We start from the raw sequence: 12,984 nt of genomic DNA on the forward strand, positions 1-12,984 counted from the left end.
GTAGATCAGCGTTTACGCAGGATCACGCTGCCAATCGAATAGCCCGCGCCAAACGAACTGAGCACGGCCACGGAACCCTTGGGCAAATCATCCTGATAGGTGTGAAACGCAATCACCGAACCTGCGGAGCTGGTATTGGCGTAGGTGTCGAGAATCACCGGCGCTTCTTCAACCGTGGCCTCGCGGCCGAGCAGTTTCTTCACGATCAAGTGGTTCATGCTCAAGTTGGCTTGATGCAGCCAGAAGCGCTTCACATCGGCCACGTTCAGCTGGTTTTCAACCAAGTGCACGCCGATCAACTCGGCCACCATCGGGCACACATCACGGAAAACCTTTCGGCCTTCCTGCACGAACAGCTTGTCGGGCGCGCCGATACCCTCTTGCGCTGCGCGATTGAGAAAGCCGAAGTTGTTGCGAATGTTATTGGAGAACTTGGTCAACAGCTTGGTGCTGACCACGTCAAACTGATGCTCGGAGGTGGCCAGGTCGGCGCGCTCGAGGATCACAGCCGTGGCGGCGTCACCAAAGATGAAGTGGCTGTCACGGTCGCGGAAGTTCAGGTGACCGGTGCAGACTTCCGGGTTGACCATCAGGATCGCCCGCGCCTGGCCCAGTTGGATGCTGTTGGCGGCGTTCTGGATGCCGAAAGTGGCCGAGGAACACGCCACGTTCATGTCAAACCCAAAACCCTCGATGCCCAGGGCTTCCTGGACCTCAATGGCGATGGCCGGGTAGGCGCGCTGCAGGTTCGAACAGGCGACAATGACACCGTCGATGTCAGCGGCGGTCTTGCCGGCGCGTTGCAAGGCCTGTTCGGCAGCACCGACGGCCATCTGGCAGAGCACCGACCACTCGTCGTTGCTACGCTCGGGTAGGTGCGGGGCCATGCACTGCGGGTCGAGGATGCCGTCTTTGTCCATCACGAAGCGGCTCTTGATGCCCGAGGCTTTTTCGATGAAGGCTGCGCTGGATTCAGTCAACGCCTGCACTTCACCGCGCTCGATGGCGGCGGCGTTATCGCTGTTGAACTGTTGCACGTAAGCATTGAAAGACTGCACAAGCTCTTCGTTGGAGATGCTGTTGGCTGGGGTGTACAGGCCAGTGCCGCTGATGACGACGTTATGCACGGTCGTTCCTCTAAATCTGTCAGGCAGAAGATATTGGTACCGTCGTACCAAACTGTAAATAGTCCGATTCCGCACCGCGGACACCAAACTGGCATCGCTTTATTCCATCGCGTCGTGACGCTTCACGACGATCCCGGCATTTATAACGGCGAAGTTTGCCACAAACCCTAGGATTTGGCGCCATCTCGCAGATATGCCCATTTTAATGTGGGACCTGCTATGCCTGGAAAACCGGGAAAGGGGTCAGGCTTCCACCAGACTCCATTGCTTGCTCAAACGCTTATCGGAAATCGGCACTTTGGTACCCAACTGCTGAGCAAACAACGACACCCGATACTCCTCCAACCACCAGCGATAGAGCGCCAACTGGGGATCGCGCTTGCCTTCCTGGGCGTGCTTTTTCAGGCGGTTTTCGTATTGCGTCCACAAGCCTCCCATCTCGCCGCTCCACACCCGATCCTTTTGTACTTGGCTGGGCAGTTTTTCCAGGCGCAACTCGATAGCCTTGAGGTAACGCGGCAGTTCCTTGAACCACTGCGCCGGGGTTTCCCGCACGAAACCGGTGTACACCAGGCTGCTCAACTGCTGCTTGATGTCATTCAGGGCCACGGCCTGGGCCAGGTCGATCTTGCCTTTGAAGCACTTCTGCAAGCCATGCCAGAGTTTCAGCACCTCCAGGGTCAAGCGCGCCGTGCGTTCGGCGTGTTCAGTCCAGCTGCCACGCTTGCGCTCAGCCAAGGCAGCCAAACCGGCACCGTCACGCGGCAGGCTGGCTTCGCCTTCGAGTACGCAGGTGTCGAGGCTGGCCAGCAGGATGTCTTCCACCAGCGCGTCGATACGCCCTAATTCGCGGTACATCAGCGCCAGCTCGGTCAAACCAGGCAACTTGCCGCGCAGGAACTTGGCCGGTTCCGCCAGTTGCTGCATCAGCAGACGCTGCAATGCGCGGCGATGCTGGAATTCAGCCTCGGCAGCCGTCGAGAAGCGCCCCTCCTTGACCGTGCCGTTTTCTTCCACCAGCGCCGGATACACCGTCATCGAAAGCCCGGCGATCTTCTGTTGAGTTTTTTCCGCCACCGCCGCAAACACCTTGGCCTCCACCGGCTGCTGGCTTTTCGCGGTTTGCGGCACGGCCAACGCAGCCTGGCTGGCCTCGGCAAAGCGCGCCGTTAGTTCAGCCAGGTCGCGGCCTTCGCCGAGGAACTTGCCCTGGCCGTCGACCACTTCAAGGTTCATCTTCAGGTGGCTTTCCACCTGTTGTGACGCTTCGGCCCAGGCTTCATCGCTGACCCGCGCGCCGGTCATGCGCAGCAGTTCGCGGCCCAACGCCTGAGGCAACGAGCCCTGGCCGAATTCGATGCGTTGCAAAGCGGCCTTGACGAAGTCTGGCACCGGCACAAAGTTTTTGCGCAGCGCCTTGGGCAGGTTGCGCACCAGGGCGATGCACTTGGCCTCGATCACCCCGGGCACCAGCCATTCCAGACGCTCCGGCGGCAAGGCCGGCAACAGCGGTGCCGGCACGCGCAGGGTCACTCCGTCGCGCGGGTGATTGGGTTCGAAGTGGTAACTCAACGCCAGTTCCAGGTCGCCCAAGTGCAGGGTGTCCGGATAATGCGCGGCGGTGACCTCACTGGCCTCGCGGGCCAGCACGTCTTCCTCGCGCATGATCAGCAGTTGCGGGTCTTTCTGGCTGTTGACCTTGTACCAGCTGTCGAAGGTCGCGGTCTGGTGGATCTCTGCTGGCAGGCGCGCATCGTAGAAAGCGTAAAGCGTTTCTTCATCCGCCAGGATGTCACGGCGGCGCGCCTTGGCTTCCAACTCGTCGAGCTGTTCCAGCAACTGCTGATTGGCCGTCAGGCACTTGGCCCGCGACTGAATCTCGCCACGCACCAGACCTTCGCGGATAAACAGCTCGCGCGACACCACTGGGTCGATCGGCCCGTAATGCACCGGCCGCCGCCCGACCACAATCAGCCCGAACAGCGTGATCTGCTCAAAGGCCACGACTTGCCCGCGCTTCTTCTCCCAATGGGGCTCAAAATGGTTTTTCTTGATCAAGTGCCCGGCCAGCGGCTCGATCCAGTCGGCGTCGATCTTGGCGACCATGCGCGCATACAGCTTGGTGGTTTCCACCAGTTCGGCGGTCATCAGCCATTGCGGGCGCTTCTTGCCGATGCCCGATGAGGGGTGAATCCAGAAGCGGCGCTGGCGTGCGCCGAGGTAATCGCCGTCTTCGGTTTTCTGGCCGATCTGGCTGAGCAAGCCGGACAACACCGCCTTGTGCAGCTTTGGAAAGTCCGCCGGCTCTTTGTTGATGGTCAACTGCATATCGCGGCAGATCAGGCTCAACTGGCGATGGGAATCGCGCCACTCGCGCAGGCGCAGGTAGTTGAGGAAGTTCTTGCGGCACCAGTTGCGCAGCGGGCTGGCCGTCAGTTCCTGGCGCTGTTCTTCAAAGCCGCGCCACAAATTGACCAAGCCGGCGAAGTCCGAATCCGGATCTTTCCACTGCGCGTGGGCCTGGTCGGCGGCTTGCTGACGCTCGGGCGGACGCTCGCGCGGGTCCTGGATCGACATGGCACTGGCGACGATCAACACTTCCTGCAAGCTGCCGAGTTTGGCCGCTTCCAGCAGCATGCGGCCCATGCGCGGGTCCACCGGCAGGCGCGCCAGTTGGCGACCCAAGGGCGTGAGCTGGCTGTTGCGGTCGACCGCCGAGAGCTCTTGCAGCAGGTTGAAACCGTCGCTGATGGCCTTGCCGTCCGGCGGCTCGATAAACGGGAAGTCGGTGATTTCGCCGAGGCGCAGGTGCAGCATCTGCAGGATCACGGCGGCGAGGTTGGTGCGCAGGATTTCCGGGTCGGTAAATTCCGGGCGGCCGATAAAGTCTTCTTCGCTGAACAAGCGGATGCAGATCCCCGGCTCAACCCGGCCGCAACGGCCTTTACGCTGATTGGCGCTGGCCTGGGAAATCGCCTCGATCGGCAGGCGTTGCACCTTGGCGCGGTAGCTGTAGCGACTAATGCGCGCAGTGCCGCTGTCGATCACATAACGGATGCCGGGCACGGTCAGCGAGGTTTCCGCAACGTTGGTCGCCAACACCACGCGCCGGCCCGGATGGGACTGGAAAATGCGCTGCTGTTCGGCCGGCGACAGGCGTGCGTACAGCGGCAAAATTTCGGTGTGCTTGAGCTGGGCTTTGCGCAACATGTCGGCGGCGTCGCGAATCTCGCGCTCACCCGGCAGAAACACCAGCACGTCGCCGGGGCTGCGCCGTTCGCTGCGCTCATAAGCGGCGATTTCATCGAGGGTGGCAAGGATCGCCTGGTCAACCGTCAAGTCGTCTTCGACGCGGTTGCCCTCCTCGTCCTGCTCCAGGGTCAGCGGGCGATACCACGTGTCCACCGGGAAGGTACGGCCCGACACCTCGACAATCGGCGCATCGTCAAAGTGCTTGGAAAAGCGCTCCAGGTCGATGGTCGCCGAGGTGATGATCACCTTCAGGTCCGGGCGACGCGGCAGCAGGGTTTTCAGGTAGCCCAGCAGGAAGTCGATGTTGAGGCTGCGCTCGTGGGCTTCGTCGACGATGATCGTGTCGTAGCGTTCCAGGTAGCGGTCGTTCTGGGTTTCCGCCAGCAGGATGCCGTCGGTCATCAGCTTGATCAGGGTGTTGGAATCGCTCTGGTCTTCGAACCGAACTTGATAGCCGACCAACGCGCCCAGCGGCGTAGCCAACTCTTCGGCCACCCGGCTGGCAACGCTGCGCGCAGCGATCCGGCGTGGCTGAGTGTGGCCGATCAGGCCGAACTGGCCGCGACCGATTTCCAAGCAGATTTTCGGCAACTGGGTGGTTTTACCCGAACCGGTCTCACCGGCAATGATCAGCACCTGATGCTTGTTCAACGCCGCCTTGATTTCATCGCGCTTGGCGGCAATCGGCAGGCTGTCGTCGTAGCGAATCACCGGCAGGCTGGCACGCCGCGCCGTGACCTGGGCGCAGGATGCCTGCATCCGCGCAACCCACTGCGCCAGCTTTTCCTCATCGGGTTTCTTGCGCAGCTCAAGTAACTGCCGCCGCAAGCGGTTGCGGTCGGCAAGCATGGCGTGATCGAGGGTTTTGAGCAGTTGGTCGATAGTGGGCGCTTGGTCAGTCATCAGGGCGGCAAGGGTCTTTTGGGTAAGGCAGGCGAGACCTGCACAGCATTAATCGATTGAGTGGGAGGGATTGTCGCAGATTTCGACACATCGGGAGACGTTCCATCACGTGGCGATGGTCTTTAGCGCCCAACCCAATAGCGACTTTTACTACACAGCTGTGGAGGCCCTTCTCACTGTTAAAAAGCGAAAGTCCGATTTGATGGATGAGATATACAGGCTTCAATAAGTCTCCAGGTACGCCTCGCAAATCAGACCGCTCAACCCTGAAAAAGGCGCTTTATATGCCAATCGATTCCGTCACGTCACGCTTACCAAGCTATGAAGAATCCATGCGAGCACAACCGCGTTCGGCAGATACGCAGCCACCGCCCCGCTATGAGTTCCCTCCGGCCTACACGGAAAAGCCGCCCTCAACACCCCCCAACAGCCAAGTCTCGTCGGAGCCGACTACCAACCTGAGGGCAAATAGAATTTCGAACTATCACGTTACAAGCCAAGCAGCACGAGGAATGAGTTTCATGAGTGGTCTATGACGCATTTGGCGAATGGCAAGACAACGCATGACTGTTTTCGTCTTTGACTCTCGAGGATTTTCATATGCCTATCGACTCCAGCCGTTACTCCAACACTTACACCCGTCATTTGCATAATTACGCCGACAAATATCAAGACATTGCTCCTCAATCTTTTTCAACAACTTCCTCTTGGTCGTCAAACCCCACTGGCGCTCACGACGCCTCTACAAAAAACGGATATGAGGGCTATCCGAAACTGACCAATACAAGAGCGAAAGACCTGAACGCGGAGATGCACCTGGCGGGCGCGGCGACGAACCCCAGAAACCCGATAGCCACCGTCACAACCATAAAGAAACCAGACGATCTGAACATCGCGAAGAGACCGAACACAATCACCAAGTTCGTCGTGACTGGAGACGGCCAGATGGTCGTTGCCAACATCAATAAAAATGTAGCGCCAAAGATGGTCTCCCACCCCGCTGTCGCGGAAATGGGGGCCGGTGCCGGACAGTCGAGTAATGTCGTCAGTGCCGGCTACTTGAAACAAACCCTAACGGGCAAAACGTACTTATCCAATACCTCAGGCCATTACCAACCCGCGAAAAATGACATGAAGCCCGCGCAGTACCACTTGGAAAAAATAGGCGTCAAGTCGACCAACAGCAAATTTGGCGTTTTCTGAAGAGCGCTCCCCAAAAATCCGGCTCAGGGACAGATCACACCTTATAAATGATCGCGCTCCCTGCGCCGGTAAGGAAACACATCAATGACCTTACCGGCGCGAATCGCTTCCTGAAGCCCTTTCCAGTAGTCCGCGTTGTACAACTCGCCATGCAGCTCATCAAACAGTTTGCGCTGGCCGGCGTCGGCGAACAGGAACGGCGGGAACTCTTCGGGGAACACATCCAGCGGGCCGATTGAGTACCAGGGCTCGGAGGCCATTTCATCCTCGGGCGTACGTGGTGTGGGAATGTGGCGGAAGTTGGCTTCGGTGAGAAAGCAGATTTCGTCGTAGTCGTAGAACACCACGCGGCCGTGACGGGTGACGCCGAAGTTTTTCAGCAGCATGTCGCCGGGGAAGATATTCGCCGCCGCCAGTTGCTTGATTGCCAGGCCGTAATCTTCCAGGGCCTCGCGCACCTGGGCGGCGTTGGCATTCTCGAGGTAAAGGTTGAGTGGGGTCATCCGCCGTTCGGTCCAGCAATGGCGGATCAGCACGGTGTCGCCTTCCACTTCGACAGTGCCTGCGGCGACTTCCAACAGCTCGGCCAGGCACTCGGGTTCGAATTTGCTCAGGGGAAAGCGGAAGTCGGCGAACTCCTGAGTATCGGCCATGCGCCCTACGCGGTCGACACTTTTAACCAGGCGATACTTTTCGATCACCGTGGCGCGGTTGACGTTTTTCGACGGTGAAAAGCGGTCCTTGATGATTTTGAACACAGTGTTGAAGCCCGGCAGGGTAAACACGCTCATGACCATGCCGCGCACACCGGGGGCCATGATGAACTGATCGTCGGTGGTCGCTAGGTGATTGATCAGGGCACGGTAGAACTCTGACTTGCCGTGCTTGTAGAAACCAATGGAGGTGTACAGCTCGGCGATGTGCTTGCCCGGCAGGATGCGCTTGAGAAAGCCGATGAATTCCGCCGGCACCGGCACATCAACCATGAAGTAGGAACGGGTGAACGAGAAGATGATCGACACATCGGCTTCGTCGGTGATCAGCGCATCGATCTGGATGCCCTGGCCTTCGCGGTGCAGCAGCGGGATCACCAGGGGCCATTGTTCATCGCGGGTATAGATGCGCCCGACGAGGTAGGCGCCTTTATTGCGGTAGAGCACCGAGGAAAACAGCTCGACCTTGAGGTCCGGGTCCTTGCATACCCAGTCCGGCATGTTTTCCCGCAGTTGGGCTTCAAGGCGGCGCAGGTCGGCGGCGAGGTCGGCGTAGGGTTCGCTGAAGCGGTAGTCGGCAAAGATCTGCGCGAGCATTTCCGGGATTTTCCCGGCGGGCGTGTAGGTGCGCGTCTGCGCGGCCCTTGCCCGGCGCAGGCTGGGCCGAGTGGTGTGGATAAACATGCAGCCGTCGCTGATCAGGTCGTGACTGAACAGGCCGCAGAAGATCGAGTTGTACCAGGTCTCGGACAGCTCATCGTCAAAACGCAGGTCGATCAGGCCAATGTAGGCGCTTTTCACCACGGGCCACACATTAATGTCGAGTAAGGCGGCCTCATCGAAGTGCTCGCGCAGGCGTGCGGTCACTTCACTGACCTTGTCTTCATAGAGGTTGATCCGCGCCGCCGACGCCGCCTGCCCCTGCTGCCACTGAGCCTTTTCAAAACGCTCGCGGGCGCCATCGGTGATATGGCGGAAGTGCTCGCGGTAGTCGTCGAAGCCATCAAGGATCATCTGGGCGACAGCGAGGGCGAACTGCGACATGCGGGAAACCTCTATGGGCATCTGGAAGCCCTGAGCTTAGCCAGTGTACGAGTGCAGGAGAAGGGTCATTTTGGGAATGCCTCGTACACCTTCGTTCATTTCGTCCATTTATTTTCAATTTTTTAATTCGACCAATCGGTCAATAAACGCACCGTTTAGTCGCACTGCGTTTTATCTGCACGCTTGAAACGGCGGGCCTTGTCAGCCTGAGCCTGCAACATCGTTTTGCGCACGGGTCTGGGTGAACGACCAAGGGCATCGGATCCAACTAAGGGAAACCCTGATCACTACAGTGATAGCACTTTGATATACAGCGCGCCCTCTCCCTCCCTAACAAGGTCCTAAGACCGATCCGGGAGCAGGATCTAATCGCCCAAGGAGCACTGAGATGTCATTGAGGAACATAAAGATCGGTCTGCGTGCCAGTCTGAGTTTTGCGGTTTTGGCCAGCTTGTTGGTGATCGTCGGGATGTTTGGCCTGGGCCAGATGGCCAAGCTGCGGCAAAGCGCGCTGATCATTGAGGAGGTGTGGATGCCGAGCATCGAGAGCATCCACGACAGCGCAACCTGGTGATCGCCAGCGCCGCCGAGCAACAGGCGCTGGTGGCACGTGATGTGGACCCCAGCCTGGTGAATATTCGCGACCTGTCCACCCAGAACGCCGCTGGCGCCACTCAAACTTCGGCGGCCAGCCAGGAACTGTCGCGTTTAGCGGTGGACCTGAATGGGATGGTGACGCGGTTTGTTCTGTAATCATTAGAAATGTCATGCAACACTCGCCGCCTATTTATGTGGGAGTGATCCGTGAGACCTGTCGACACCCTTTACTTGCTGGGGCTCGCTGCCATCTGGGGCGCGAGTTTCCTGTTCATGCGCATTATTGCGCCGGAAATCGGCACGATGCCGACTGCGTTTTTCCGCGTGTCGATTGCCGCCGCCGGGTTGCTGGTGATCCTGGCAATGATGCGCGTAAGCTGGGATTTCCAGGGCAAGTTCAAGACTGTATTGCTATTGGGGGTGATCAACTCCGGGATTCCGGCAACTATGTATTCGGTGGCCGCCCAGGTGCTGCCAGCGGGTTACTCGGCGATCTTCAATGCAACCACGCCGTTGATGGGCGTGCTGATTGGCGGGCTGTTTTTCAGCGAACGCCTGACGCCCTCGAAAGTCGCTGGGGTATTTCTCGGCTTGTTGGGCGTGGGTGTGCTGACCCGCGCGGGGCCGGTGGCGTTTGACTTGGAGTTATTGATGGGCGCGCTGGCCTGTTTGCTGGCAACCACCTGTTACGGCTTTGCCGGGTTCCTGGCACGGCGCTGGCTGGATCAGCGCGGCGGCTTGGACAGTCGCCTGTCGGCCCTGGGCAGCATGCTTGGGGCGACGTTGTTCCTGCTGCCGTTTTTCGCCTACAGCGCGATCAGCCAGCCTCCAGCGAGTTGGGGTGGTTGGCAGGTGTGGTTGTCACTGTTGGGATTGGGGCTGGTGTGCACGGCGTTTGCCTACATCCTGTACTTCCGCCTGCTGACGTCCATTGGGCCGGTGAGGTCGATGACTGTGACCTTCATGATCCCGCCGTTCGGCGTGCTGTGGGGTGCGTTGTTGCTGGATGAGCCATTGTCCATGGCGCACGTGTATGGCGGGGTGCTGATTGCCGGCGCGTTGTGGTTGGTGTTGCGCCCGAAAAAACTGTGAGCGAAGCCCTTCGCTCACAGTTTGATTGGATCAGTTTTTACGGAAGACAAACATCAACCCGATGATGATCAACCCCATCCCCAGCAGACTCAGCACAGCGAGCGTGTTGCCAAAGATCAAGTAGTCCATCACCGCCGTCACCGCCGGCACCAGGTAAAACAGACTGGTGACATTCACCAGGTTGCCCCGGGCGATCAGGCGGTACAGCAACAGCGTTGCCAGCACCGACACCACCAGCGCCATCCACAACACCGGCAGGTAAAACCCGCTGTTGTGCTCAAAGTGGAACGGCTGGAACGGCACCACCACCGAACACAGCAGCAGCCCCGCCAGGTACTGCACCGGCAGCGTGCCCAAGGGGTTGTCGGCGATACGCTTTTGCATGATCGAGCCGAAGGTCATGCTTGCCAGGGCCAGCAGCCCGAACAGCATCCCGGCCAGGGACATACCGGACAACCCGATGCCCTGGTAAACCACCATGATCAGCCCCGCCAACCCCAGCCCCAGGCCGAACAGCCGGCGCCACGAGCGCTGACGTTCCATCAGCACCACCGTCAGGATCGGCTGCACGCCCATGATGGTTGCCATCATGCCGGGAGTGACTTTCAGGTCCAGGGCCAGCACATAAAAAATCTGGTAGGCCCCCAGCAACACCAGGCCGGTCGCCGCCGCATACACCATGGGTTTGCCGGGGCGTGGCAATTTCAGCTTGAGGATCGGCACCAGAATCACCAACCCCGCCAGGGCAATGGCAAAGCGGATCAACAGAAACGCGAAGGGTGAAGCATGGGCCAAGCCCAATTTGGAGAAAATCGCCCCGCTGCTCCACAGCAAGACAAACAGGCTCGTCGAGGCCGCCGCGGCCACGGATTGTTTCGAAAAAATAGACATGGATACCACCTGTCATCAGGCAAAAAAAAGCCGCTTCAGCAGTTGCTGAAACTCAGTAGGTTTTTTTCAGGCGGGCAGACGGGAACAGCAATCAGCTGATCAGCCCGAAAGGCCAACACCCGGCGGTGATACGACTGCGTACACCGGCGTGCGACTGACAGGTGGGGGGTAGTGACTGATCTGCGCAGGCTGCTGGTTCCCGCACGGCACGACTGCAGCGTTGGACGCTGAATCGACTACCGCTATGCGCTGGAAAGCTGGCATGGGCTGATCTTGTGTGAAGGGATGAAGAGGCCTGGACTATAACCAGTCGTTACCAGGGTTGGCAATCACTTCACCCACGCGCAGTGCGTGGAGGCGTTTTCATGCGGGCCTTGGCGGACCGGTCGCTATGCCGGGGCAGGATATGGCCTGGCTTATCGCTTCGGCGGCCTGGGCGCGGCAATAGCCACACACTTTGGTTTGAACCTGCTTCACTTCGGGTTGTTTACCTACCCGATGCTGGCCGGGTGATTGTTGCAAAAATAAGTTAAATAAACCGCCATTCCTGCCGACAACCCTTGAAAGCCTTGCGGATTGAACAACCATGCGTAATAACCAACCCGTTACCCAGCGCGAACGTACCTTCCCCGCTCAGCAACGGTTGATCTCCACCACAGATGCCAAGGGCGTGATCACTTACTGCAACGACGCGTTTGTCGAAATCAGTGGGTACACCCGCGAAGAACTGGTACGTGCCCCGCACAACCTGGTGCGTCATCCGGATGTTCCGGCGGCGGTGTTCGCGCACATGTGGTCGACGCTCAAACAAGGCTTGCCATGGATGGGCATCGTCAAGAATCGCTGCAAGACCGGTGATCACTACTGGGTTAACGCCTATGTGACGCCCGTCTTCGACGGCAACCAGGTGGTCGGCTACGAATCGGTGCGCATCAAGCCCACCTCTGAGCAAATCCGCCGGGCCGAAGCGCTTTATCACCGCATCAACCAGGGCAAGTCAGCGATCCCCCAGCGGGACAAATGGCTGCCGGTGTTGCAGGACTGGCTGCCGTTTATCCTGGTGAGCCAACTGAGCTTCATGATCGGCGCGTCACTCAACTCCCACTGGGGCTTTGCCCTGGCGGCGGGGTTGTCGGTGCCGTTGGGCCTGCTGGGCTTGAGTTGGCAACAGCGTGGCCTCAAGCGTTTGCTGCGCCTGGCCGAGCAGACCACGTCCGACCCGTTGATCGCGCAGATGTACACCGACAGCCGTGGTGCCCAGGCGCGCCTGGAGATGTCGATCCTCAGCCAGGAGGCGCGTCTGAAGACCTGTCTGACGCGCTTGCAGGACACTGCCGAGCACCTTAACGCCCAGGCGGCGCAGTCCAACACCCTGGCGCATAACAGCTCCAGCGGCCTGGAACGCCAGCGTGTAGAAACCGAGCAGGTGGCGACGGCGGTCAACCAGATGGCGGCGACGACCCAGGAGGTCGCCAGCCATGTGCAGCGCACCGCCGATGCGACCCAAGAGGCTAACCGCCTGACCGGTCGCGGTCGCGACATTGCCGGGGAAACCCGCGAGGCGATTCAGCGTCTGTCGGTGGCGGTTGGGGAGACGGGCGTGACCGTCACTCAATTGGCCAAGGACAGCGATGAGATTGGTGGTGTGGTCGATGTGATCAAAGGGATCGCTGACCAGACCAACCTGCTGGCCTTGAACGCAGCCATCGAAGCGGCGCGTGCCGGTGAGATGGGTCGAGGCTTTGCCGTCGTTGCCGATGAAGTCCGTCAACTGGCCCAACGCACCGCCGAGTCGACCGGGCAGATCCATGCCCTGATCGCCAAGCTGCAGCACACCGCTGCTGCCGCTGTGCAAACCATGGACGCCGGGCATCGCCAGGCCGAAGAAGGCGTAGCGCGGGTGATGGAAGCGGATCAGGCGTTGGTGGGCATCAGCGAAGCGGTGGCACATATCACCGACATGACGACCCAGATCGCTGCTGCCACTGAAGAGCAAAGCTCCGTGGCCGAAGAGATCAGCCGTAATATCAGCACGATTGCGCTGTTGGCGGACCAGACGTCGGAGCAGGCGTTGAACTCGGCGCAGTTGAGTGAAGAGCTGACGCATACCGCGCATACCCAGTATTCGCTGGTGGAGCGGTTTAACCGGTAGGCCGCTTTCG

At 59.5% G+C, this 12,984-nt stretch carries 8 protein-coding genes and 2 pseudogenes; 6 read left to right on the forward strand and 4 right to left on the reverse strand.

Features of this window, described 5'->3' with window-relative positions:
- Window positions 1-5 precede the first annotated feature (5 nt).
- Together AACY36_RS19220 and hrpA are read right to left on the reverse strand one after the other, a co-directional pair.
- The gene (locus tag AACY36_RS19220; RefSeq protein WP_339418715.1) at window positions 6-1,127 is read right to left on the reverse strand and encodes a beta-ketoacyl-ACP synthase III; all 1,122 of its coding nucleotides are present in this window, start codon (window positions 1,125-1,127) and stop codon (window positions 6-8) included.
- Window positions 1,128-1,370: 243 nt separating this feature from the next.
- Complete coding sequence (gene hrpA, locus AACY36_RS19225) at window positions 1,371-5,282, reverse strand: ATP-dependent RNA helicase HrpA (protein WP_339497426.1); 3,912 nt, start codon at window positions 5,280-5,282, stop codon at window positions 1,371-1,373.
- Between the two features lie 600 nt (window positions 5,283-5,882).
- On the opposite strand from hrpA, the gene AACY36_RS19230 reads away from it, so the two are divergent.
- The gene (locus AACY36_RS19230) at window positions 5,883-6,485 is read left to right on the forward strand and encodes a hypothetical protein (RefSeq protein ID WP_339418719.1); all 603 of its coding nucleotides are present in this window, start codon (window positions 5,883-5,885) and stop codon (window positions 6,483-6,485) included.
- 41 nt (window positions 6,486-6,526) lie between these two features.
- Here AACY36_RS19230 and aceK read toward each other — a convergent pair whose 3' ends face one another.
- Window positions 6,527-8,242, reverse strand: a complete 1,716-nt coding sequence (gene aceK, locus AACY36_RS19235; RefSeq protein WP_339418721.1) for a bifunctional isocitrate dehydrogenase kinase/phosphatase — start codon at window positions 8,240-8,242, stop codon at window positions 6,527-6,529.
- 388 nt (window positions 8,243-8,630) lie between these two features.
- Between aceK and AACY36_RS19240 the strand changes: the two genes are divergently transcribed.
- From AACY36_RS19240 to AACY36_RS19250, 3 genes and pseudogenes are all read left to right on the forward strand, one after another.
- Window positions 8,631-8,816: a hypothetical protein gene (locus tag AACY36_RS19240; RefSeq protein WP_339418722.1), complete on the forward strand. Its 186-nt coding sequence runs from the start codon at window positions 8,631-8,633 to the stop codon at window positions 8,814-8,816.
- Window positions 8,801-8,995: pseudogene (locus tag AACY36_RS19245) on the forward strand (methyl-accepting chemotaxis protein); the annotation flags it as partial. The gene AACY36_RS19240 and the pseudogene AACY36_RS19245, both read left to right, overlap by 16 nt.
- Before the next feature lie 51 nt (window positions 8,996-9,046).
- Complete coding sequence (locus tag AACY36_RS19250; RefSeq protein WP_339436432.1) at window positions 9,047-9,931, forward strand: DMT family transporter; 885 nt, start codon at window positions 9,047-9,049, stop codon at window positions 9,929-9,931.
- Window positions 9,932-9,961: 30 nt separating this feature from the next.
- Here AACY36_RS19250 and AACY36_RS19255 read toward each other — a convergent pair whose 3' ends face one another.
- Window positions 9,962-10,822 (reverse strand): DMT family transporter, encoded by an 861-nt coding sequence (locus AACY36_RS19255; RefSeq protein WP_339493469.1) that lies wholly within the window; start codon window positions 10,820-10,822, stop codon window positions 9,962-9,964.
- 393 nt (window positions 10,823-11,215) lie between these two features.
- On the opposite strand from AACY36_RS19255, the pseudogene AACY36_RS19260 reads away from it, so the two are divergent.
- Together AACY36_RS19260 and AACY36_RS19265 are read left to right on the forward strand one after the other, a co-directional pair.
- Window positions 11,216-11,335: pseudogene (locus AACY36_RS19260) on the forward strand (CPBP family intramembrane glutamate endopeptidase); the annotation flags it as partial.
- A 73-nt stretch (window positions 11,336-11,408) separates the two neighbouring features.
- A complete protein-coding gene (locus AACY36_RS19265; RefSeq protein ID WP_339418727.1) occupies window positions 11,409-12,974 on the forward strand; it encodes a methyl-accepting chemotaxis protein in 1,566 nt (521 codons plus the stop codon).
- The last annotated feature ends 10 nt before the right edge of the window (window positions 12,975-12,984 follow it).

The sequence above is a fragment of the Pseudomonas sp. EA_15y_Pfl1_P101 genome (assembly GCF_963970835.1).
In the GTDB taxonomy this organism is placed as follows: Bacteria; Pseudomonadota; Gammaproteobacteria; order Pseudomonadales; family Pseudomonadaceae; genus Aquipseudomonas; species Aquipseudomonas tritici.

Coding starts and splice junctions, on each gene's coding strand:
- hrpA (WP_339497426.1), bottom strand. CDS start 5,282: ATGACTGACCAAGCGCCCACTATCGACCAACTGCTCAAAACCCTCGAT.
- AACY36_RS19230 (WP_339418719.1), top strand. CDS start 5,883: ATGCCTATCGACTCCAGCCGTTACTCCAACACTTACACCCGTCATTTG.
- aceK (WP_339418721.1), bottom strand. CDS start 8,242: ATGTCGCAGTTCGCCCTCGCTGTCGCCCAGATGATCCTTGATGGCTTC.
- AACY36_RS19240 (WP_339418722.1), top strand. CDS start 8,631: ATGTCATTGAGGAACATAAAGATCGGTCTGCGTGCCAGTCTGAGTTTT.
- AACY36_RS19255 (WP_339493469.1), bottom strand. CDS start 10,822: ATGTCTATTTTTTCGAAACAATCCGTGGCCGCGGCGGCCTCGACGAGC.
- AACY36_RS19265 (WP_339418727.1), top strand. CDS start 11,409: ATGCGTAATAACCAACCCGTTACCCAGCGCGAACGTACCTTCCCCGCT.